A 21830-nucleotide genomic window follows, 5' to 3' on the forward strand; every position below is an offset into this window, starting at 1 on the left:
CTGTGGTCCGGTGTCTGCACTTGGCCCTGCGGCCGCAATCGCCTGAGGGCCAGCCCGGAGGAGTGAACATGACCGATACGCTTGCTGCCCGCATCGACCGACTGGAATCCCTTGATGCCATCCGCCAACTGCCGGCCAAATATGCGCTGGCGCTCGACATGCGGGACATGGATGCGATGGCGACGCTGTTTCCCCAGGATGTGAAGGTGGGCAAGGCCGGCAGCGGACGGCTGGCGCTCAGGGCCTATATGGATGCCACGCTGCGGTCTCCGTTCACCGGCACGTCGCATCATATTGGCGGCCATGTCATTGAGTTTGACGACACAGATCACGCCCACGGCGTCGTCTATTCCAAGAATGAGCATGAGACCGGCGATGAATGGGTGATCATGCAGATGATGTATGCCGATGACTATGTCCGCCAGGGCGGGCGCTGGTATTTCGCCCGCCGATTGCCGCTCTACTGGTATGCCACCGATCTCAACAAGCCGCCTATCGGCGACAACAAGATGCGCTGGCCCGGCACCGATTGGACGGAAGGCAACTTTCACAAGCTGTTCCCAAGCTATGCCGAGTTCTGGGCCCGAGGTGGCGACCATGGTGGCCCGGTCGCCGAACCGGCCCCGCTCGGGGGGTTTCTGAACGCGATGCGGCGTGGCCAGGCCGCGCCGAGGGTCAAGGTCAGGGCCGATTGATCCGACGTCAGCCGTTGGCGCCGGTCATGTTGCGGGCGGCCAAATAGGCAAATGTCAGCGCTGGGCCGATGGTGACCCCGGCGCCGGGATAACTTTCACCCATGGCCGATGCGGCATTGTTGCCAACGGCATAAAGGCCCGGGATCACCACGCCCTGCTCGTCGAGCACACGTGCCTCGCCGTCGGTGACCAGGCCGCCGTTGGTGCCGATGTCGCCAGGGTAGATTGGCATGGCATGGAAGGGGCCGCTGTCCAGCGGTGCCAGGCATGGATTGGGTGCGATGCGGGCATCGCCATATAGCTTGTCATAGGCGGCCTGGCCCCGCTGGAAATCCGGGTCCTCGCCTTTGGCGGCGCCGGTGTTGAAGCGGGCGATGCTGGCCTCCAGCGCTTTTGCCGGGACACCGATCCGCTGCGCCAGCGCAGCGACGGTGGGCGCACTGTGCACCATGTCGCGCACGGCCTTGCGGTGCAGCCACTTGGGCAGCAGCGGGTAGAGCGGCCCGACCGGATAGCGGTGGCGATAGCGATTGTCGAAGATGAACCAGCTGGGACTGGCATCGCCATGATCGCGCTGGCGGCGGGCCATCTGCTGCCCGACGATATGGTAGGATGCGGCCTCGTTGAGATAGCGCTCGCCGCGTTGGTTGACCATAAGGCAGCCGGGCAAGGCCCGTTCGATGGTGCAGAGCCGACCGCGATCCTCGCCTGGCACATGGAACACCGGTGCGGCCCAGGCCGATTGCAGATTCATGGTGGCTGCGCCGACGGCAGTGCCCGAGCGAATTGAATCGCCAGTATTGCCCTCGACCCCACCCGACAGCAGCGCCTTGTCATAAAGCGGGCTGTGCGCATCGCGCATGGCCTGGTTCTTGTCGAAGCCGCCGGCGGCCAGCACGACCCCCTTGCGCGCCTCGACCCGCAGCCGCTTGCCATCGTGTTCGATCACGGCGCCGACAAGGCGGCCATTCTCGCGCACCAGTTCGCGCATCGGGCTGTTCAGCCAAAGCGGCACGCCGCGTCGGTTCAGCGCCAGCCGCAGGCCGCCGGCAAGGGCATTGCCCAGCGTCAGTCGGCGATCCTTGCGCGATTTCAGGCGGAACGGCACGTCCAGCCAGTAGCGGGCAAGAGACTTGGCAAGGTGCAGCCACCACCGTGGTGCGCGAAAGAGCAGGATATAGGTCTCATCGAAATGCCAGTTGAGATAGCCGAACAGGCTGGCGGCCGGTGAGGCAAAGCGCAACGTTTCGACATCGCGGCCCAGCTGACGGCCGTCCATGGGCAGCGGCATGTGCGTGCGGTAACCCGTCGGGCTGCCACCGGGATTTTCGGCATGGTAATCAGGATAGGGAAAGGCCTGGTAGTTGATGTCGGTGTTGGCGGTGAGCCAGCGCAGCATGGGCGCTGCATTCTCGACGAAGGCCCGGATATTGGCATCGGGCACATTGTCCGCCGACAGGGCGCGCACATAGCGAAAGGCCGCCTCGGCGCTGTCCTCGAAACCGGCGGCCCGGGCCTGGTCGCTGGCCGGGATCCAGATGCCTGCGCCGGAGGTGGCCGACGTGCCGCCCCATTGTTCGGTCTTTTCGATGACCAGCGCATCGGCACCAGCATGGCTTGCCACCAGCGCCGCCATCATGCCGCCGGCGCCAGAGCCGACAACCAGCACGTCGACACTCTCATCCCAGGTTTGGCTCATGACGGCAGGTACAGCTGGGCGGCCTTGCCGCCGTCAACGGGCAGCGCCACGCCGGTGACATAACTTGCAGCGTCCGACAGCAGGAAGGCGATCACTTCTGCAATTTCGTCGGGCTGGCCGCCGCGCTGCATCGGGATGGCCTCGGCCGTGCGGCGGGCAACGTCCGGCGCCCGGGCGGCGAAATCCTCGTTGCCGGTGGTCTGTACCTGGCCAGGAACAACGGCATTGACGCGCACGCCGCACGGTGCCGCCTCCATGGCGGCAACGGCTGAAAACTGGATGAGTGCGGCTTTCGATGCCGAATAGCTCGACATCATCGGTGCGGCCTTGATCCCGCAGGTCGAGGCGACGTTGACGATGCTGCCCTGACCGGCCTTGAGCATGATCTTGAGGGCGGCACGGGTGCCGACGAACACGGCATCGGCATTGACCAGGAAATCCTTGCGCCAATGGTCGAGCGTCAGCCGGGTGATCGGGGCGTAATGAACTGACATGGCGTTGTTCACCATCATGTCGAGCCGGCCATGGCGCGCCGCGACATCGTTGATCCAGGCCTCCAGCGCGGGGGCATCGCCGACGTCAAGTGCCATGGTCTCGCTGCTCCCTGCTGCAGCAAGCGCGGCGCCAGCGCTCGCTAACCGGTCGGGATTGCGCCCGCACACCGCAACATGGGCGCCGCGCCGGGCCAGCAACAAGGCGGTAGCCAAGCCAATGCCGTCTGTGCCGCCGGTTATCAGGGCAACCCTTCCGGAAAGGTCGCCGGCCTGTGCCTTGTTTGCCATGGCTACTCCTTTGGCGCTGAAAATCTCGATTGGGCCCGCATTATTTATCGCAATCCTTGGCTGCCTATGGCAGGATGTCAACATAATGCGTAACTAAACGCGGAAAAAATTACGTGAATCGAAGATTGAGGCGTGGCAATGACCGATTTGACGGGCAAGATTGTCCTGATCACTGGCGCGGGCCAGGGCGTGGGGCAGGGGATTGCACTGGCCATGGCCAGTGCGGGTGCCGCTGTGATGCTGTGCGGGCGGACCCTTGCCAAGCTGGAAAAGACGGCAGCGGTAATCGAAGCGCGGGGCGGCACCTGTGCCACGCAAGTTGTCGATGTGAACGATGCAACGGCGCTGGCCGGGTTGGTCGCCGCCACCGTGGCGCGATTCGGCGGGGTAGACATTCTGGTCAACAATGCGCAGCAGGCCCCGCTCGGGCGTTTGTTGGAAGTGAACGATGATCAGTTCATCGCCGGCTTTACATCTGGACCACTGGCCAGTTTCAGGCTCATGCGCCTTGCTCAGCCGATCATGGCCGCCCGTGGCGGCGGTGTGATGTTCAATCTCGCTTCGTCGGCGGGCATCCGGTGGGATATGTCGGGGTATGGCGCTTACGGCGCGGTCAAGCAGGCGACGCGCGCCCTGACGCGGGCCGCTGCCGCCGAATGGGGGCGGGACGGAATCCGCGTGCTGACCATCGCGCCCCACGCCGAGTCGCCCGGCCTCAAATGGTGGATTGCCAACCATCCAGCCGAAGCGGCTGAATTTTTCAAGACTATCCCGCTTGGCCGAGTGGGCCATCTCGAGCAGGATATTGGTGCGGCCGTTGTGGCGCTGTGCGATCCGGCCATGGCCTATCTGACAGGCGCAACCGTGCCCCTCGACGGTGGCCAGGCCAATTTCGATTAGGCGGGCCAGCGACGGTTGCGCATAATCGCCGCTAGACCCTCGATAAATCGCATAATGCGTAGCGCAAAGGGGCTTTCAATTTCGCGTTTTGTGGTCAATAATCCAAAAAAAGCGCGATATGCGTTGCGAACGGGGAGGGTCTATGCCCAATCATGAACGGGTGGCGCTGGTCACCGGTGCCAGTCGCGGCGCTGGCGCCGGCATTGCCCGCGGCTTTGGCGAGTTGGGCTATACGGTCTATGTGACCGGCCGCACCAAGGCGCCGGGCGATGCGCGCGGTTGGGATGGCACTGTCCTGCCTGGCACCGTGGCGCAAACCGCAGCGGCGGTGACGGCGGCCGGTGGCCGTGGCATTCCAGTGATGTGCGATCATGGCGACGATGCCCAGATTGCAGATCTGTTTGGACGCATTGCAAGCGAGACTGGTCGCCTTGATGTGCTCGTCAACAATGCGACCTTCATCCACCACCAACTCATCGAGAAGAAGCCGTTCTGGGAAAAGGAACTCGACGCTGTTCGCATCCTCGATGTTGGTCTGCGCTCGGCTTATGTCGCTGCTTGGCACGCGGCGCGGATGATGGTGCCAGCCGGTCGCGGTGTGATCGCCTTTGGCTCTTCGTTTGGCGGCTCCTGCTATATGCATGGCCCGGCCTATGGCGCGCAGAAGGCCGGGGTGGACAAGCTTGCACATGACATGGAGCATGATCTGCGCGGGACCGGGGTGATTGCCGTCTCGATCTGGATGGGGCCGCTGGTGACCGAACGCTCGCTTATCGCGAGCCAGACCAATCCCGAGCAGTATCGCGATTTCATTGCCAGCGCCGAAAACCCGGAGTTCACCGCTCACATCATCCACGGCGTCGATGCATCGCCGCAGCGGGATGAATTGTCCGGACAGACACTGGTTGGGGCCGAGATTGCCGCGGCGCTGGGCGTCAAGGATCGCGGCCATGACCGGCCGTCTTACCGGGACATGCTGGGTGATCCCCGCCCGAAAAACCCTGCGGCGGTGTACTGATGACGGCTGAAGCCCCCGTCGACCCCATCCTGCAGCGCCTGACGGCGCCCGGTCAGCCCTTTGCCATGGCAGAGCAGGATGGCCGCAAGCATTTCACGGCGCTGCCGCCTGATGTGAACCTGCTGATCGAGGCGGCGCGCCGGCATGGCGATGCCACTTTCATCGTGGAAGGCGACCAGCGGTACAGCTACGCCGATGTGTTCGCCCGCCGGGACGCGCTTGTCCCGCTGCTGGGCATTGCCCCCGGTGACAGAGTGGTCATTTCGATGCGCAACCGGGTGGAATGGGTTATCGCGTGCCTCGCCGTGTGGCGGGCGGGTGGCGTGCCGGCACTGGCCAACAGCCGAGGGTCGCCTGCAGAGCATGCGGCGGCTGTAGCCGAGGTCTCCCCCGCTCTTGTCATTGCTGACGCCGAGCGGGCCGACTTGCTGATGGCGGCTGGCCATGGCGGGCCAATGCTCCTGGCAAGCGATTTTCCGCCGCCGGCGGCGCACGCCTTGCCGCCGCCGGTGCCGTGCCGCGCCGATGACCCTGCAGTCATCCTTTTCACGTCAGGGACCACCGGGCGCTCAAAGGGTGCCGTGCTCACGCAACGGAACCTGATCACTGGCATCATGGCCATGCAATTGTCGGGTCTGATGATCCTGCACGACAAGGCAGCACAGCTGGGCATCAGCCCGGAACAGATCATCGCGGCCATGCCGCAGGCGGCCGTGCTGGTGGTGTTTCCGCTCTTCCATATCTCCGGTCTGGGTGCGGCCTTTCTCTCGCCTATGTTCTCCGGGTCCAAGCTGGTGATCATGCGCCGCTGGGATCCAGAAGAGGCGCTGCGCCTGATCGAGGCGGAAAAGGTCACCCAGTTTACCGCTGTACCCACCATGCTGTGGGATGTGCTTAACCGTGCGCACGTGGCCGCCGCCGACTTGTCATCGCTGCGCAGCGTTTCAAGCGGTGGCCAGGCGCTGCCGATCAATTTGCTGGAGGCGATCCGCAAGGCCTGCCCGCAGGCGGTGATGGGCACTGGCTATGGCATGACCGAGACCTCCGGCAGTCTCTCCATGGCAATCGGCGAGGATTTCATCCGGAAGCGTGCTTCGGCCGGACGGGTTCTGCCGCTGGTCGAGATGCAGATTGTTGGCGAGGATGGTCAACCGCTGCCGCGTGGGCAAGCCGGCGAGATTGTCGTGCGCGGCGATATGGTCATGCAGGGTTATCATGGTCGCCTCGAGGAGACTGCAGCCGTTCTGTCCCCGGACGGCTGGTTGAAAACCGGCGATATCGGGCTGATCGATGAGGAGGATTATGTCTTCATCGTCGATCGCAAGAAGGACATGGTCATCTCTGGCGGCGAGAACATCTATTGTGCCGAGGTGGAGCGCGTTATCAACGAAATGCCGGAGGTGTCCGAATGCGCAGCGTTCGGCATCCCGGATGAGCGGCTCGGGGAATTGCTTGTGGCTATTGTGGTGGCCGATGGCCTCGATGGAGCCACCATCATTGCCCGGGTTGCCGACGCCTTGGCGCGTTACAAGGCGCCCGGCCAAGTGATCTTCTCCGACAATCCGCTGCCCCGCAATGCCGTGGGCAAGATCGACAAGGTGCAGCTGCGCGACCGATGGTCGGCGCTGGCCGCCACCAAGGGAACAGAGTAATCATGAGCGACACAACCAACCCGATCCCGGCTGGACTTGGCATCATCGATTGCATGCTGGGCATTCCCGAAGCCGAGGATCGTTCCGATTGGTTTGCCGCATTCCGGCCGCTGATCAAGGACGCAGAGACGCTCAAGCAGTTCTCCATGCCCGCCCAGTACATGTTCAAAGACGTGCCACAAACCGGCAATCCCGGCGATTTTGTGGCTTGGACGGTGGCGCAGATGGACAGGTTCGGGATCGAGAAGGCGCTTGTCGGCTGGAATGACAATGAAACCTCGCGCCGCGCCAAGGCCGAATTCCCCGATCGTTTCTTCTTCGATCTGCCCTGCAATCCTAATGATGGCATGGCTGAGGTGGCCCGCATCCGTCGCATTCATGCCGAAGTGGGCTTGTCGGCCATCAGCGTGTTCCCCGCGGGCACCTGTCCGCAGGTGCCGCTCAACCACAAGTATATGTTCCCGCTCTACACAGTGGCCAGCGAACTGGGCCTGCCAGTGTGCCTCAACGTCGGTGTTCCCGGTCCCCGCATCCCCATGGACACGCAAAAGGTCGAGTATCTCGATGAGGTGTGCTGGTTCTTCCCGGATCTGAAGATCGTGATGCGCCACGGTGCGGAGCCATGGGAGGCCCTTGCCGTCAAGCTCATGCTCAAATGGCCCAATCTTTATTATTCGACCAGTGCCTTTGCGCCCCGCCATTATCCCAAGGCCATCATCGATTTTGCCAACACCCGCGGCACCGACAAGATTATCTATGCCGGCTATTTCCCGATGGGCCTGTCGCTGGACCGCATCTTTGCGGACATGCCCAAGGTGCCCTTCAAGCCCGAGGTCTGGCCCAAGTTCTTGCGCGAAAATGCGCGCCGCGTCTTCAACCTGATCTGAAAAGGTGTGAGCCATGAGTAGTGAAACCACCGATGCCCGCACGCCCCCGGTGGCGGTCTGGCAGGTCTTGGAACGCATGAGCCGGGAGGAATTGCTGGCCTGGCGCACGGCGGAGGTGACGGGCCGCCCCAGCGCGGCTGAACGCAACCTCGACATGCCCTACCCGTTTGGCTGGTACCCCGCGCTTCTCTCTGCTGAACTGGCGGTCGGCGAGGTGCGGCCCTTGCGCTATTTCGGCACCGACCTGGTGATCTGGCGCGGCGAGGATGGCCAAGTGCGGATGCTCGATGCCTATTGCCGGCATCTCGGTGCCCACATGGGCCATGGCGGCAAGGTCAATGGCAACAATATCGAATGCCCTTTCCACGCCTGGCAATACAACGGCGAGGGTATCGTCGAGCATATTCCCTACTCGCGCACGATCCCGCCGCAAGTGAAGCGTCCGTGCCCGACCCAATGGCCGGTCGTCGAGGCCAACCGCTGGATCTGGTTCTGGTATCATCCCGAAGGTGCCGCGCCTCTGTGGGAGGTGGAACATGTGCCCGAGGCCACCGATCTGGCGTGGACCGATTATGATGTGTTTGAATGGAATGTGTGGGGCAACCTGCAAAACATGGCTGAAAACGGGGTTGATGCCGCCCATTTCAAATATATTCACGGCGCTGCCAACGTGCCGGATTATGAGTTTTCCTGGGACCATTTTTGGCGGTCTGCGCGCCTCTTCGTCCGGCTTGGCACGCCGCAGGGCGAAGTGAACGGTGAAATCGCCTACAAGAATATTGGGCCCGGCCAAAGCTACACGCGCTTCACTGGTATCTCCGAAACCCTGCTCATCGCCTGCATCACGCCGGTCGACAAGGATCATTGCGTGGCGCGTTTTTGTTTCACGCAGCCCAAGGCACAGGCCGCCGGCCCCAGGGCAGGCGCTGCCCGGGCCATAATCAAGGACATTTGCAAGCAGTTTGACCAGGACAAGGTCGTGTGGGATCGGCAACGTTACCTGGACAAGCCGCTGGTGTGTGCTGGTGATGGTCCCATCGCCCAATTTCGGCAATGGTACGCCAAGTTCTACATCACGCCGGGCGCTGGCCCAGCGGCGCTGGCGGCGGAATGAGCGAACCGACCCGTCGCGCCGTCCTTGCCGGGGCGGCCGCTTTGGCGGCGGCGCCGACACTGGCGGCGACCGGGTCGTTGCCCGGTGATGACCTGCTGCAGCATGATGCGTTGGCCCTTGCAGCCCTGGTGCGCGCCCGCAAGCTGTCGCCCCGCGAACTGCTGGATACGGCGATCGCGCGGGCTGAAGCACTTGATCCTCGCCTGTCCTTCTTGGCTCAGCGCCTGTTTGACCGTGCCCACCGCCAGCTTGTCGAACAGCCGCCGTCAGGTCCGTTTGGCGGCGTCCCGTTCCTGCTGAAGGATCTGAACACCCATATCGACGGTGAATTGACCGAAGGCGGCAGCCGGCTGTTCAAGGGCTTTCGGGCAAACGCGACCTCCGAACTGGTGTTGCGCCATCAGCGCGCCGGGTTGGTGATCTTCGGCAAGACAACCTCTCCGGAATTTGGGCTGACCGGAACCACTGAAAATCGCCTTACTGGCGCCACCCGCAATCCCTGGGCGCCGGACCGCATCGCTGGCGGCTCGTCGGGCGGTGCTGCCGTGGCGGTGGCGGCCGGCGTGGTGCCTGTCGCCCATGCCACCGACGGCGGTGGTTCCATCCGTATCCCCGCTGCCTGTTGTGGCCTGTTCGGCCTGAAGCCCAGTCGGGGCCGGGTGCCGATGGGGCCACCCCGCAGCGAGGGCTGGGGCGGGCTTTCCGCGCACCATGCGGTTACGCGGTCTGTGCGCGACTCCGCGGCCCTGCTGGACGTGACGGCCGGCATCGAGCCGGGCAGCCGCTACAGCGCGCCGCCGGCGCCTGCAGGGGGCTTCCTGGCCGCTGCCCGGCGCAAGCCGCGCGCGCTGCGATTGGCCCTGATGACCCGGCCATTCAGCGGCAGCCCGGTGGACCCGCAATGCGTGGCCGCTGCAGAGGCGGCCGCCCGGTTGTGTGAACAACTTGGTCACCATGTGGAGATCGCCGCGCCCGCCATCGACCCGGCTGCCATTGGCATGGCCAGTTTTGCCATTATTTCTTCGGCCGTTGCTGCGGATATCGAAGACCGCGCAAAGCTGCTGGGCATCGCGCCGGGGCCGGATGTTCTGGAACCAATCACCTTGGCCTTCCTGGCCTATGGGCGCTCCGTTAGTGGCCGAGACTTGGCGCGGGCCAACAACTCGCTGCAGACCGCCGCGCTGACGATGGCGCAATTCCTCGCAACGCATGACATGATAATCTCGCCTACCCTGGCTACGCCGCCGCTGCCACTTGGCCAGATCAATCTGTCCCCAGACTGTGATTTCCAGACGTGGGGTCAGCGTGCTGCGGCCTTTACACCCTTCGCCCAGATCGCCAACCTGACCGGCCAGCCCGCCATGTCGGTGCCCTTGGGCACCAGTCGCGATGGCCTGCCATTGGGCGTGATGTTCACCGGCCGCTATGGCAACGAGGCCGGCCTGCTCCAACTCGCCATGCAATTGGAAGCCGCCCAGCCCTGGGCACAAAGAAGGCCAAAGCTCTGATGCTCGACACACTCGCGCCTTTTGTCGGCCTGATCGGCCTGATTGGTCTCTCTGGCCTGGCCGGCCTGCGCAATCCCGTGGCCAAGGACCGACCTGGTCTTTTCATGCGCGTCCTTGGTCTGCTGGGCTTTGCCGGCTTGACCGGCATCTGGATTGATGGCGCTGGCGCCACCGGGGCTTTTGGCTCGCTCGGCCTTTGGAACCACCAGTCGCCGACGCTGGCGCGCTGGGGCCAGGCCGGGCTGCTGGGCGTGGCCGGCATACCCTATTTGCTGCGCGCCGTGATGTGATGGTCAGGCTGGTTGCTGGGGAGATGATGTGATGCGGGGTTTGGCAGACAAGGTGGCCATTGTGGCCGGCGGCGCACGCGGCATTGGCGCTGCAACAGCGCGTCGCCTGGCGGCGGAAGGTGCGTCCGTGGTGATTGGCGACCTTCTGGTCGAGGAAGGCGAGGCTGTGGCCGCCGCCATCAATGCTGATGGCGGTCGGGCCGTTGCGGTTCGCCTGGATGGCACCGATGCTGCCTCGCAGGCAGGCATTGTCGACGCAGCAGTCAAGCATTTTGGCGGTCTCAATATTTATCATTCCAATCTCGCAGGTGGCACGCAGGGTGACATCGACGCCCTCAATTGCTCTGTGGAGGTGCTGGAACGCAGCTTCGCCATCAACACGAAGAGCCATTTTCTGGCGACCCAAGCGGCGCTGCCTGTGATGTTGGCTGGAGGCGGCGGCGCCATGATTTTCACGTCCTCGGGGGCCGCTTCGGGTGGCGCGCCGTGGCAGGTGGCCTATCCGATGACCAAGAATGCCATCCATGCGCTGGCGCGCCACGTTGCCAGCAAGTGGGGCAAGAAGGGGATAAGGGCCAATGTCATTTGTCCCGGCGTCGTGCTGACCGAGGCAGTCACCCAGCATCTTACCGAAGAATATACCGCCCGTGCCCTAAAGGCCCTCCCGCACACACGGCTCGGCAAGGCGGTCGATATTGCGGCAGCCGTTGCGTTTCTCGCTTCAGAAGATGGCGAATGGGTTAACGGGCAGGTTTGGCACGTCAACGGCGGTGCCCAGATGCGCGATTGAGATCAGGCGTTTGGGTTTTTCGGCGCACCGGGCATCGTCATGTAGTAATGCCCGGCGTTCAATCCGCCGTCGACCGACAGTTCGGTGCCGATGCAATAGGCGGCATCGTCGGAGGCGAGATAGGCCGCTGCAGCGGCCACGTCGGCCGGATCACCGGATCGCTGGGCGGGGTAGATCCAATATCCGCGGTCATAGAGATCACGCGGAATGCCGCCTGGGTTGGCCATCTCTGTCAAGATGCCGCCGGGGTGGATGCTGTTCACCCTTATCCGGCGCGGACCCAACTCCATGGCCAGCGCCTTGGTGAATCCCCGCACCCCAAACTTCGAGGCGCAATAGGCGGTCAGTGAGTTGGCGCCCGATAGGCCATCAGCGCTGCTCATGTTGATGATGGTGCCGCCGCCGGCCCGCTCCAGAGCCGGGATGGCGGCCTGGCAGCCGAGCATCGTGCCGATCAGGTTCACATCAATGATCTGCCGCATCATGGTCTCGTCCAGATCATCAAATCGACTGAACCGGATGATGCCTGCGTTGTTGACCAGGCAATCGAGCCGGCCGAATCGTCGCTCCGTCTGCGCGATCGCCTCGGCCCAATGCCCTGACTTGGTGACGTCCAGCGTGGCGACGTCCAGTTGCGCACTTCTTTGATGAGGAGAAACCGGAAGCACATCGCTGGCCATGACCTGGGCGCCTTCGGACAGGAACCGGGACACGATGGCTGCTCCGATCCCGCGGGCCGCGCCCGTGACCAGCGCCACCTTGCCAGACAGCCGCTGCATTCGCCTGCTCCTTTCTTGCCCGCAAATATCATCGAATTTGATGATTGCGTAAAGTTCACAATCGATTGATACGAATGACGCCAATTTACTGGCGATTTTATCCTGTGTATGCGCAAATATGCTGCTCGACGCTGGTGGCGCTGTCAATCGGTGCCGGCTCGCGTTGCCAAAAGCACTTGCCACGCCGTGGGGTGGCTGGCGTAATGCCGCAATGGGACAGGAATTCGTGCTGGACGACATCGACCGCGCTATCGTGGAGCAGCTGCGCAGCAATGGCCGCTCTTCCAACCAGCAGATCGCTGATCAATTGGGTCTGACGGCGACCACTGTTTCGTCCCGCATCCGCCGCATGGAGGAGGCCAATCAACTGCGCGTGGTGGCCGTTTCCGACTTTTCGGCACATGGCTACAATGTGCTGATGCAGGTGGCAATTGAGGTCGAGGGTCGGCCTGCATCTGACGTGGCGGCCGAACTCGCGCAGTTTCCGGAGGTGTTTGCGGCCCACTTGGTGACCGGTCGCTACGACATCGACCTCTTGGTGGTGCTCCACGAGTTTGACGAGCTGCCCGCCTTGTTGTTCAACAAGTTTGGCCAGGTGCACGGAATTCGTTCGATGCTGCCGGCGATTGCGGTCGATGTCATCAAGTACAAATTTGACGTCGCCCCCATAGAGGATCGTGCAGCTTCATGAGCGTTCCGCAACTGGATGATCTCGACCGCCAGCTGATCGGTATTCTCGCCAAAGACGCGCGTGTGTCCAATCGGCGTATCGCGGCTGACCTGGGCGTGACGGAGGGTACGGTCCGCGGTCGCATCAAGCGGTTGCAGGAAGAACGGCTGATTGCGTTTACCGCCATCACCGGCTTCGGTATCAATCGCGCGGCGCGGTTGGCATTCATTGGTGTTCAGGCGCAGGTGGCTGATGTGCGCGCAGTTGCAAAGGCAATCGCCGATGTCCCACAGGTCAATGCGGTCATGGTGACGATGGGGCAATTCAACATCCTTGCCATCTGCCTGTTCGACGAGTTGGAGAGCCTTGTCCTGGAGACGTCGGACCGCATCCTTGCGCTGCCCGGCGTGCACCATGTCGAGACGTCCATTGCGGTCAAGACCTTCAAGTACGATCCACGCGTCGTGCGAATCACGGCCGCTCCCCTGCCGTCGGCGGACGCTGACGATGATGCGTAGGTAGCCTTCACAGAAATTACGCATAATCATGGTCAAAGACCCGAAGTGACGCTTTTTTCGTTCAAGCCATTGCCCTAGAGTTACGCTCTTGCTATCTTCTCTAAAGGGAGGACGGCGAGATGGCGACGACAGTGGAATATGGCTTGGGCGAATTCACTTTTCCCCGTGGCTGGTTCATGATCGGTACGTCCGCCGATGCTACCACCACACCCTTGGCAGTGCGCTATTTCGCCCAAGAAATGGTACTGTATCGCGGCCATTCCGGCCGGGTGTTCCTTGTGGAGGCCTATTGCCCACACATGGGAACCCATCTTGCCCGCAACACGACGTCCTATGTCGTGACGGACGGCAAGCATGTAGAGGGGGACAATATTCGGTGCCCTTATCACGCCTGGCGCTTTGGTCCCGACGGCCGTTGCAACGAAATCCCGTATTCACCGGCACCCATCCCCAAGGCGGCTTGCTTGAAAAGCTGGACCGTGGTCGAGCGGGCTGGCTGTCTCTGGGTCTGGTATGACATTGAAGGTGGGGACCCGGATTACGAATTGCCCGCTTTTGAGCATGCCGGCGCGCCGCATTGGGTCAACTGGAACGTGGCCTGCTTGGGCGAGCTGGCCTGTCACCCGCAGGAGATTGTCGACAATATCTGCGACAAGGGTCACCTGGAGCCCGTGCACGGGTCTGTTGACCTTGTGCTTTTTGACAATGTTTTTGACGGCCATGTCGTCCGCCAGGTTCTGACGGCGGGACACAAGACGCTGGCGGGCAGCGGGGCCGGTCCGATGACAAATGACACGTGGTACACGGGGCCGGGCATTCTCCAGTCCACCATGGTTGGTGAGTATCCCAGCCTCATGCTGATCACCCACACGCCGGTTGATGATGGTCTGGTGAAGGTTTGGTACGGGCTGGCGGTGAAAGTGGCCGCGGCAGAGCCGGGCGTGGACGATCTCGCCGCAGCGCGCGGCTACGAGGAGGCGGGGCGCGTTGCCTTCGCGCAGGATTTCGAGATCTGGGCTCACAAGCGGCCGTGCTTGCAGCCGCTGGCCGTGCCAGGGGATGGGCCGTTTGGCAAGGTCAGGATCTGGTATCGCCAGTTCTTCAATTCGCGCGCCCGGGCCGGCGAGTTCCATGCGCGGGTCAACGGAGTCGTGACCACGCGGGGCACGCAACGCGACCCTTGGGGAAAAGTGGCGTAAAAGCGCAACACCCCTGACAATTGGTTACGCAAAATATCGCATGCGTAGCTTGTGTGGCCGATAATGCGTAAAACAGTTTGACCGTCATTGCGCTTTCCGTCATTCATGTAAACTACCGACGCGAAGACCCTGCAGCAAAGCTGGGCGCGTGTTCGGCAGAGCGAAGGGGAGGATAAAGGGATGATCACGCGCATCGTCGTGACCGCGTTGCTGGCCGGAACATCGGGAGCCGCGCTTGCCCAGCAGCAAGCCGCCGCCGAAACGGACCAAGGTATTCCGGAAATCGTGGTGACAGCCGAACGCCGCAGCCAAAGTCTGCAGCGGGTTCCGATCTCGATTTCGGCCATCACGTCGGAGCAGCTTGAATTCCGGCAACTCACTGAAGCGCGGGACTTGTCCGCGATTGCGCCAAACATCGCGGTCAATGGCGGCACCACCAACGCCGCTGCGGCCGTGGTGACGATCCGCGGGATTCCGACGAATGCCGATGAAAGCATGGGCTTCGACTCCCCGATCGGCATGTACCTGGATGGCGTCTACCTTGGTCGCTCTTCCGCTTCGACCTTCGAGGTTGCGGACATTGAGCGGGTTGAAGTGCTGCGCGGTCCGCAAGGCACGCTGTTCGGCCGCAACACGACCGGCGGCGCGGTCAACTTCGTCACCAAGGCTCCGGCCGAGGAATTCGGCTTTGCCTTGCGCGGAGGTCTCGGCAATTTCGACCAGCGCATGGTTCGCGCATCGATCAACAGTGGGCGCATCGGCGACGCGTTGCGTCTGTCAGCTTCCTACTTGCACCGTCGCCGCGATGGTGTGGTGGACAACATCCTCCAGCCTGACGGCGCGCTGGATCCTGGCGGCTTCAAGACTGATACGGCGCGCGTTGCTGCCGTTTGGGATGTTGCCGACAACCTGAAGATCAGCAATACCTTCGATTGGACCCGAACCAAGGGCGTGCCAATGGCCAACCAGTTGACGGGTGTTGGCGACGGCGTGTTCCGGCCGAATGCCGTCATAGACGGCGTGCAGGTGCCGCGTGTGCAGCCGGCCAATGTACGGGGCTATTTGGCGGCGGCAACCGCCGTGCAGCCGCAATGCGGTGCGCCGCTCAACTCGGTGACCACGCAGCGTTTGTCCAGCCTGTGCCTCGACCAAGCCCGCCCTTCCACTGACACCATTTGGGGCAATCTGACCCGCCTCGAATACAGCGGTGAGGCCGTGACCATCCGCAGCAGCACCAGCTGGCGCAAGTGGCGAAACGTGATCGAGGGTAGTGATCTCGATGGCCTGGGCACTATCCGGGGTCCCGCCTTCACCCAAGCCACCACGCTGAACGGGCTGCCGCAATCGACGCTGGCGCTGTTCCAGCCGGCGGGCACCGCCGCTTTCCTGGCGTCGCAGTCCGTTCCCACGACCACCCAGCCGCTGTTCCAGGCCAGCAATGATCGCCGCCAGACCCAATTCAGCCAGGAACTGGAACTGATCTCGGCTGGCGATGGGCCTTTCCAGTGGGTGTTGGGCACCTTCTACTACAGCGAGCGCGGCTATGAGCGGAACCCGCAGGATTTCGCCTTCGTGCTCGACACCAACCAGGCGGTGTTCAGCAGCGCCAACTTTGGTGCTCTCGCGCCGCTGCTGCAGGCCGGTAACCCAGCCCGGTTCCGCGCCGTTGTCCAAAGCTCGACACTTGGCTATCGTGCGGGTGGTCGTTCGGTCGCTGTCTACGGGCAGGCCAGCTATCGGCCGGAATCGCTCGACAGCAAGCTCGGTGTCACCCTTGGCCTGCGCTACACATGGGATCGCAAGTGGGTTGACCGCTTCCAGAACGGGGCTGCCCCGACCACCGGTGCCGAGGTGGCTTTGAACCAGCGCAACGTCAGCTTCTCGGCGCCCACCGGTCACTTGACCGTGGACTATCGGGCGACCGATGACGTCAATCTCTATGCCCGCGTGGCCAAAGGTTATCGCTCGGGCGGGTTCAACCTGCGCCAGTCGACCAGCGTGGCCAACAATGTTGGCCTGATCCCCTTTGAAGAGGAAAAGATCTGGTCCTATGAGATCGGGACCAAGTTGGAACTGTTCAACCGCCTGCGCATCAATGCGGCCGTCTTCCACAACAACTATTCCAACCTGCAGGCCACGGTGCCGATCCCGATCACGGGCGGCGGCAGCTTTGGTACCCAGGTCGTGAACGCCGGCAAGATCGAATATACCGGCTTTGAAATCGAGGGCCAGTTGCGGATTAGCAGCATGTTCTCGATTGATGGCGGTGTTGGACACGTCGTCCCACGGGTGAGGAACTTCCCCGGCACCAGTTCAACGGGTGCGACCGTGAACATTGCCTCATCTGCGACTCCTGGAAACGCACCGGCCTGGACGGGCAACCTTGCCGGTAACGTGCGCGTGCCGCTGAAGGATGATGTCCGCATGGTCGGCCGTGTCGGCTGGTCCTATGTCTCCAGCCAGGAATATTTCGGCAACCCGCTCAACACGCCCTTTGCCGATCAGATCCGCGGCAATGCCCGCAGCCTGCTTGACGCCCAGTTGCGTTTCGAAGGCCTGAAGGTTGGCCCGGTGAAGAATGCTGCCCTGACCTTCTGGGGCAAGAACCTGACCAACCAGGCCTATGTCAACCGCGGCATCGACTTTGGCCAGCTCGGGTTTGGCTCGGTGATCTTCGGTGATCCGCGCACCTATGGCATGACCCTCGACATCGCCTTCTGATCGGCTGCCATGACGCCTGTTGACGCCGCGTTCGCCACAACAGGCACGGAAGACCTGGCCGCATCGGCGCTGTTCGCGCCGGTGCGGCTTGGCGATTTGGCGTTGAACAACCGGATTGTCATGGCCCCGATGACCCGTGGTCGCGCCGGGCCCGGTGATGTGCCCGGCGATCTCGTGGCGTTGCACTATGCCCAGCGCGCCAGCGCCGGCCTGATCGTGACCGAAGGCGTGCAGCCCAGCGCTGAGGGCAAGGGCTATTGGCGCACGCCCGGCATCTGGAACGAGGCCCAGCAGGCCGCCTGGTCGCGGGTGGCCGATGCGGTCCACGCCGCTGGCGGGCGCATCGTCATGCAGCTGATGCATTGCGGGCGGGTCGTGGTGCCTGCCAATCGTGGTTATGCAGCAGACGTCGTCGCGCCCAGTGCGCTGGCCTGCCCTGATCCGGTGCCCGGCCCCGATGGCACGCCGCAGCCCTGTGCCATGCCCCGCGCCCTTGCGGTTGACGAACTGCCGCGGATCGTGGCCGAGTTTGCAGACGCCGCGCGCCGCGCCAGGGCGGCCGGGATTGACGGCGTCGAACTGCACGCGGCCAGCGGCTATCTCATCAACCAGTTCCTTAATCCGGCCAGCAACCGCCGTGACGATGATCATGGCGGATCACCCGAACGGCGCGCGCGCTTCCCGCTGGAGGTGTTGGGGGCCATGGCCGACGTCGTCGGGCCTGGCCGGGTGGGGGTGCGGATTTCGCCCGGCAACCCCTACAACGGCATGACCGTTGACGATCCCGAAGCCAATTTCGCGCCGTTCCTGCACGGCGTGGAGCAACTGGGCCTCGCCTATGTGCACGTGGTCGACATGTCCCTACCCGAATTCGACGTCCTGACCTGGTTGCGGCGCCACGGCCGCCGGCCCATCATTGCCAACAACAATCTCGATCGGTCCAGCGGTGCTGCGGCGATCGCGTCGGGCCGAGCCGACGCGGTCAGCTTTGGCAGGGCCTTCATCGCAAATCCCGATCTGCCTGCACGACTGGCGGCCGGAGCGCCGCTTGCCCGGCCCGACCGGCGCGGCTTCTATGTGGGCGAGGATCGGGGATACACGGATTATCCGGTGATGCAGCCATGACAGCCAGCCACACGTATCTCGCCAGCCCGGGCCAAATTGGCCGCCTGACCTTGCGCAACCGCATGGTGGTTGCCGCCATGGGGGTGAGCCTCGCTGAGGAAGACGGGTCGGCCGGCGAACAGTTGATCGCCTATCACGAGGCGCAGGCTGCCGGCGGGGTTGGCCTGATCATCTGCGGCGTGTCAGGCGTCGCCTGGCCGGTGGGCGCCGTCACCTGGCGGCAGACGGCCATTTCCGATGATCGCTTCCTGCCAGGCCTCACACACCTGTGCGAACGGGTTCATGCCCATGGCGCCCGCATCGCGGCCCAGCTGCATCATGGCGGCCTGGTGGCTGGCTATTCCAGTCGGTGGGATCATCCCCTGTGGGCCCCATCGGTGCCGCCGCCGCCTGCGGGCAATTTCCTGTCAAGCTTCCTGCCGGAAGAGATGACTGCCTTTGCCGGCATGAAGCCGCCGCAACTGAAATTGCTGACACCGCAGGATATCGCGCACGTAGTCGGCCAGTTTGGCGATGCCGCCGACCGGGCTCGCCGGGCTGGCTTTGATGCAGTGGAGATCCATGCCGGCCATGGCTATCTCCTGTCGTCCTTCATCTCGCCAAAGACCAACACGCGCACCGATGAATATGGCGGCAGTATCGACAACCGCCTGCGCATCCTGCGCGAAGTTCTGGCCGAAGTCCGCCGCCGTGTCGGCCCTGATTTCCCGATCATTGTGAAGCTGGATTCGCGCGAAGTCGGCAAGGATGGCGGCATCACGCTTGATGATGCCATCCTTGCCGCCAGCCAGGCCCAGGCGGCCGGTGCGGATGCCATTTCGGTTTCGGCCTATCATGAGACCGGCAAGGGTGAACTGCACAGCGAATCCAACATCCCTCATATCGAGGATTTCAACCTGCCGGCCACCGCCGCCATCCGGGCGGCGATCAACATTCCCGTGCTTGCCGCCGGTCGGATCGAGCTGGATTCCGCCGAGCGCGCGCTGCAGTCCGGTCAGGCGGATTTCATCTCCATGGGCCGCAAGCTGCTGGCTGATCCGGCGCTCCCCACCAAGGTCTGTCGTGGTGATGCCGCGCGCATCCGGCCCTGTATCTATTGCTATACCTGCGTTAGCGCCATCTATGCCGGCAGCCACGTCCGCTGCGCCGTCAACACCGATCTGGCGTTCGAGCACGAGGGCGACCTGCCTGCCACCACGGACCGTCGCCATGTCGTGGTGGTTGGTGCCGGGCCCGGCGGCATGGAGACCGCCCGCTTGCTGGCCGGGCAGGGTCACCGGGTGACCCTGCTGGAACGCAGCCGCCTGATGGGCGGCACCTTGCGCTTTGCGGCACTCGCCTATGAGCCGAATGGCCGCCTGCTCGACTGGCTGCAGGCACGGGTCGCCGAGGCTCGGATTGATGTCCGTCTGGGTGTGGAGGCGACGCCTGCCCTGCTTTCAGACTTGAAACCCGATGCGGTGATTGTCGCGACAGGCGCGCGCCGCGCCATGCCGGATTTGCCCGGCAGTGATCTGCCCCACGTCCTGTCTGGTGACGATCTGCGCGGTCTGCTGCTGGGCGATCATGGCGAGGATATTGCGCGCAAGACCGGATTATTGACGCGGTTGTTGACCAAAGTCGGTGCGGCCACCGGTCTCAGTACCGATCCGGCCAGGGCCCGGCTGGCGAGCCGGGCGTGGATGCCCCTTGGCCAGCGCATTGTCGTGATCGGTGGCGAACTGGTTGGCCTTGAACTGGCCGAGTTCCTGGCCGAACGCGGCCGCACTGTGACCGTGGTTGATGAAGCGCCCGTGCTGGGCCGCGGCCTCACCGTGGTCAGGCGCATGCGCATCGTGCCTGAACTGGCCCACCACGGGGTGACCTTGTGCAAGGGCGTCAAGGATATTGCCATCACTGCCGATGCGGTGCGCTTCCTTTTGAAGGACCAACTGCAGGTGGTGCCGGCTGATCAGGTGATCGTGGCCCGTGGCGCCACAGGGGACAGCACGCTGGCCGATGCGCTGGCGGCTGCCGGGTGCAAGGTCCAGCTCATCGGCGATGCGGGTGGTGTTGGCTACATCGAGGGGGCCATGCGCGGAGCCCGTGCGGCGGTGCGGCAACTGGCCGGGCTGTGATCGCGCCGCCCGGCCACCGCCCGCGGCGCCGATCAGGGCTCGACTATGTTGAAATCAAGGCTTGGCCGGCTCAGCATCGGCACGAGCTGGCTGATCTGGCTGCCATCACCGGCCAGTTGCGCTCTGCCGCTCTTGAGCGCGGCGTCCAGCGGCAGGGCGCCGAACAGGATGCCCAGGATCATCGGCTTGGGCGCCGTCAGCGTCGGGGCATCGGCATGGGTCTGCCCCGGTTCGGTCACCAGCACCTGGTTGGCCAGCCGCACCGCCACGCGATCACCGGTGCCACTGTCGATCAGGTTGAAGGCCAGGGTTGTCGTGCCGGCCCGGTCAGGCACGAGCGTGGTTGCCACCAGATCCATGAAATTGTGCAAAGGGGTCGCCAGGCTGAGGAAGTTCGGCCCGGTTTCGCGAACCGTGTCCGGATGGCCCTGGCGCAGCTCGCGGGCCCCGGTGAGGTAGATGTTGCGCCACACCGCGCTTTCCGCCTGATAGCCGAGCTGCTCATAACTGTCGGCCAGAACGGCGCGCGCGGCCCTGTCCTCGGGATTGGCAAAAACGCCATTGTGCGCCAGTTCTGCCGACCAGCGATAATCGCCGGCGGCGAAGGCCCGCTTTGCTTCCTGCAGCAGCCGCGCCGGCCCGCCCATGGCCTGCACCAGCCGCTTGGCCCGTTCCACCGGCGGGTGGCGGTTCAGATTGGCCGGAACGCCATCATACCAGCCCATGTAGCGGTCATAGACAGCCTTGGCGTTGTGATTGACGGTGCCATAGAAGCCGCGCAGGGCCCAATCGCTCCGCAGCGGCGCCGGCAGCTGCAATTGCTCGGCAATCTCGTCGGGGGTTTCGCCCATGTTCATCAGCCGCACCGACTGGTCGTGGATGAACTTGTAGGCATCACGCTGCCGCCCGAGATGCTCGCGGATCACCCCATTGCCGAAGCGCGGCCAGTGGTGCGAGGTCACCAAAACCTCAACCTTGTCGCCCCACATCCGCACGGCTTCGGTCAGATACTCCGACCAGGCCTTGGCATCGCGCACCTTGGCACCGCGCAAGGTCTGGACATTGTGCAGCGTGCCCGTCGCGGTTTCCGAGTTGACCATCGCCTTGAGCGCCGGCAGCCAGACGTTGAATTCGGACGGAGCCTCCGTCCCCGGCGTCATCTGGAACACCAGTTCAACGCCATCGATGGTGACACTCTGGCCGGTGCGCTCGATCTCCAGCGTTGGCGGCACCAAAACCTGTTTGCCGGCCGCAATCGCCGTGCCCATGCCCATGCCAACATGCGCCTGCGGCCCTCGCGGCAGGAAATAGCCGAACTGATAGAAGGCGCGCCGACCCATGGCGGTGCCGGCGATCATCCATTCGC

The 21830-nt window shown here is 63.6% G+C and carries 20 protein-coding genes; 16 read left to right on the forward strand and 4 right to left on the reverse strand.

Annotation, left to right across the window (positions count from 1 at the left end; translation table 11 throughout):
* The first annotated feature begins 68 nt into the window (after window positions 1-68).
* On the forward strand, window positions 69-695 hold the full coding sequence (locus RT662_RS07325) for a nuclear transport factor 2 family protein (RefSeq protein WP_313670056.1): 627 nt from the start codon (window positions 69-71) through the stop codon (window positions 693-695).
* 7 nt (window positions 696-702) lie between these two features.
* Here the strand turns inward: RT662_RS07325 and RT662_RS07330 are convergent, their stop codons facing one another.
* Entirely contained in the window at window positions 703-2394 is a 1692-nt protein-coding gene (locus RT662_RS07330) for an FAD-dependent oxidoreductase (protein WP_313670057.1), read from the reverse strand.
* Window positions 2391-3101 carry an SDR family oxidoreductase gene (locus RT662_RS07335; RefSeq protein ID WP_313670076.1) on the reverse strand — a complete coding sequence of 237 codons (711 nt, stop codon included), beginning with the start codon at window positions 3099-3101 and terminating at the stop codon, window positions 2391-2393. The genes RT662_RS07330 and RT662_RS07335 overlap by 4 nt, the downstream gene beginning before the upstream one ends.
* Here RT662_RS07335 and RT662_RS07340 point away from each other — a divergent pair.
* From RT662_RS07340 to RT662_RS07380, 9 genes are all read left to right on the forward strand, one after another.
* Window positions 3063-3269, forward strand: coding sequence for a hypothetical protein (locus RT662_RS07340; RefSeq protein WP_313670078.1), 207 nt, complete (start codon window positions 3063-3065; stop codon window positions 3267-3269). The two genes, RT662_RS07335 and RT662_RS07340, sit on opposite strands and share 39 nt — an antisense overlap.
* Before the next feature lie 45 nt (window positions 3270-3314).
* Window positions 3315-4076, forward strand: coding sequence for an SDR family oxidoreductase (locus RT662_RS07345; RefSeq protein ID WP_313670058.1), 762 nt, complete (start codon window positions 3315-3317; stop codon window positions 4074-4076).
* Between the two features lie 142 nt (window positions 4077-4218).
* Complete coding sequence (locus tag RT662_RS07350; protein ID WP_313670059.1) at window positions 4219-5094, forward strand: SDR family NAD(P)-dependent oxidoreductase; 876 nt, start codon at window positions 4219-4221, stop codon at window positions 5092-5094.
* 113 nt (window positions 5095-5207) lie between these two features.
* Window positions 5208-6746 (forward strand): AMP-binding protein, encoded by a 1539-nt coding sequence (locus RT662_RS07355; RefSeq protein ID WP_313670060.1) that lies wholly within the window; start codon window positions 5208-5210, stop codon window positions 6744-6746.
* A 2-nt stretch (window positions 6747-6748) separates the two neighbouring features.
* Window positions 6749-7633, forward strand: coding sequence for an amidohydrolase family protein (locus RT662_RS07360; RefSeq protein WP_313670061.1), 885 nt, complete (start codon window positions 6749-6751; stop codon window positions 7631-7633).
* 13 nt (window positions 7634-7646) lie between these two features.
* A complete protein-coding gene (locus RT662_RS07365) occupies window positions 7647-8747 on the forward strand; it encodes a Rieske 2Fe-2S domain-containing protein (protein WP_313670062.1) in 1101 nt (366 codons plus the stop codon).
* Window positions 8744-10255, forward strand: coding sequence for an amidase family protein (locus RT662_RS07370; RefSeq protein WP_313670063.1), 1512 nt, complete (start codon window positions 8744-8746; stop codon window positions 10253-10255). Before RT662_RS07365 ends, RT662_RS07370 begins: the two co-directional genes overlap by 4 nt.
* Entirely contained in the window at window positions 10255-10545 is a 291-nt protein-coding gene (locus tag RT662_RS07375; RefSeq protein WP_313670064.1) for a hypothetical protein, read from the forward strand. Before RT662_RS07370 ends, RT662_RS07375 begins: the two co-directional genes overlap by 1 nt.
* A 52-nt stretch (window positions 10546-10597) precedes the next feature.
* Window positions 10598-11335: an SDR family oxidoreductase gene (locus tag RT662_RS07380; protein WP_313670065.1), complete on the forward strand. Its 738-nt coding sequence runs from the start codon at window positions 10598-10600 to the stop codon at window positions 11333-11335.
* Window positions 11336-11337: 2 nt separating this feature from the next.
* Here RT662_RS07380 and RT662_RS07385 read toward each other — a convergent pair whose 3' ends face one another.
* A complete protein-coding gene (locus RT662_RS07385; protein WP_409530143.1) occupies window positions 11338-12093 on the reverse strand; it encodes an SDR family NAD(P)-dependent oxidoreductase in 756 nt (251 codons plus the stop codon).
* Window positions 12094-12232: 139 nt separating this feature from the next.
* Here RT662_RS07385 and RT662_RS07390 point away from each other — a divergent pair, with 139 nt between their 5' ends.
* From RT662_RS07390 to RT662_RS07415, 6 genes are all read left to right on the forward strand, one after another.
* Window positions 12233-12805, forward strand: a complete 573-nt coding sequence (locus RT662_RS07390; protein WP_313670066.1) for an Lrp/AsnC family transcriptional regulator — start codon at window positions 12233-12235, stop codon at window positions 12803-12805.
* Entirely contained in the window at window positions 12802-13302 is a 501-nt protein-coding gene (locus tag RT662_RS07395) for an Lrp/AsnC family transcriptional regulator (RefSeq protein ID WP_313670067.1), read from the forward strand. The genes RT662_RS07390 and RT662_RS07395 overlap by 4 nt, the downstream gene beginning before the upstream one ends.
* Before the next feature lie 119 nt (window positions 13303-13421).
* The gene (locus RT662_RS07400) at window positions 13422-14501 is read left to right on the forward strand and encodes a Rieske 2Fe-2S domain-containing protein (protein ID WP_313670068.1); all 1080 of its coding nucleotides are present in this window, start codon (window positions 13422-13424) and stop codon (window positions 14499-14501) included.
* A gap of 180 nt (window positions 14502-14681) precedes the next feature.
* Window positions 14682-17222, forward strand: coding sequence for a TonB-dependent receptor domain-containing protein (locus RT662_RS07405; protein WP_313670069.1), 2541 nt, complete (start codon window positions 14682-14684; stop codon window positions 17220-17222).
* A gap of 9 nt (window positions 17223-17231) precedes the next feature.
* Window positions 17232-18347 (forward strand): alkene reductase, encoded by a 1116-nt coding sequence (locus tag RT662_RS07410; RefSeq protein WP_313670070.1) that lies wholly within the window; start codon window positions 17232-17234, stop codon window positions 18345-18347.
* Entirely contained in the window at window positions 18344-20464 is a 2121-nt protein-coding gene (locus RT662_RS07415) for an FAD-dependent oxidoreductase (RefSeq protein WP_313670071.1), read from the forward strand. The genes RT662_RS07410 and RT662_RS07415 overlap by 4 nt, the downstream gene beginning before the upstream one ends.
* Window positions 20465-20496: 32 nt before the next feature.
* Here RT662_RS07415 and RT662_RS07420 read toward each other — a convergent pair.
* A partial coding sequence (locus RT662_RS07420; RefSeq protein WP_313670072.1) for an alkyl sulfatase dimerization domain-containing protein occupies window positions 20497-21830 on the reverse strand: 1334 nt, incomplete at its 5' end.

It is taken from the genome of Sandarakinorhabdus sp., assembly GCF_032115815.1.
Lineage (GTDB): Bacteria > Pseudomonadota > Alphaproteobacteria > Sphingomonadales > Sphingomonadaceae > Sandarakinorhabdus.

Coding starts and splice junctions, on each gene's coding strand:
- RT662_RS07340 (WP_313670078.1), top strand. CDS start 3,063: ATGGGCGCCGCGCCGGGCCAGCAACAAGGCGGTAGCCAAGCCAATGCC.
- RT662_RS07370 (WP_313670063.1), top strand. CDS start 8,744: ATGAGCGAACCGACCCGTCGCGCCGTCCTTGCCGGGGCGGCCGCTTTG.
- RT662_RS07400 (WP_313670068.1), top strand. CDS start 13,422: ATGGCGACGACAGTGGAATATGGCTTGGGCGAATTCACTTTTCCCCGT.
- RT662_RS07345 (WP_313670058.1), top strand. CDS start 3,315: ATGACCGATTTGACGGGCAAGATTGTCCTGATCACTGGCGCGGGCCAG.
- RT662_RS07375 (WP_313670064.1), top strand. CDS start 10,255: ATGCTCGACACACTCGCGCCTTTTGTCGGCCTGATCGGCCTGATTGGT.
- RT662_RS07360 (WP_313670061.1), top strand. CDS start 6,749: ATGAGCGACACAACCAACCCGATCCCGGCTGGACTTGGCATCATCGAT.
- RT662_RS07325 (WP_313670056.1), top strand. CDS start 69: ATGACCGATACGCTTGCTGCCCGCATCGACCGACTGGAATCCCTTGAT.
- RT662_RS07395 (WP_313670067.1), top strand. CDS start 12,802: ATGAGCGTTCCGCAACTGGATGATCTCGACCGCCAGCTGATCGGTATT.
- RT662_RS07405 (WP_313670069.1), top strand. CDS start 14,682: ATGATCACGCGCATCGTCGTGACCGCGTTGCTGGCCGGAACATCGGGA.
- RT662_RS07365 (WP_313670062.1), top strand. CDS start 7,647: ATGAGTAGTGAAACCACCGATGCCCGCACGCCCCCGGTGGCGGTCTGG.
- RT662_RS07390 (WP_313670066.1), top strand. CDS start 12,233: ATGCTGCTCGACGCTGGTGGCGCTGTCAATCGGTGCCGGCTCGCGTTG.
- RT662_RS07330 (WP_313670057.1), bottom strand. CDS start 2,394: ATGAGCCAAACCTGGGATGAGAGTGTCGACGTGCTGGTTGTCGGCTCT.
- RT662_RS07350 (WP_313670059.1), top strand. CDS start 4,219: ATGCCCAATCATGAACGGGTGGCGCTGGTCACCGGTGCCAGTCGCGGC.
- RT662_RS07415 (WP_313670071.1), top strand. CDS start 18,344: ATGACAGCCAGCCACACGTATCTCGCCAGCCCGGGCCAAATTGGCCGC.
- RT662_RS07410 (WP_313670070.1), top strand. CDS start 17,232: ATGACGCCTGTTGACGCCGCGTTCGCCACAACAGGCACGGAAGACCTG.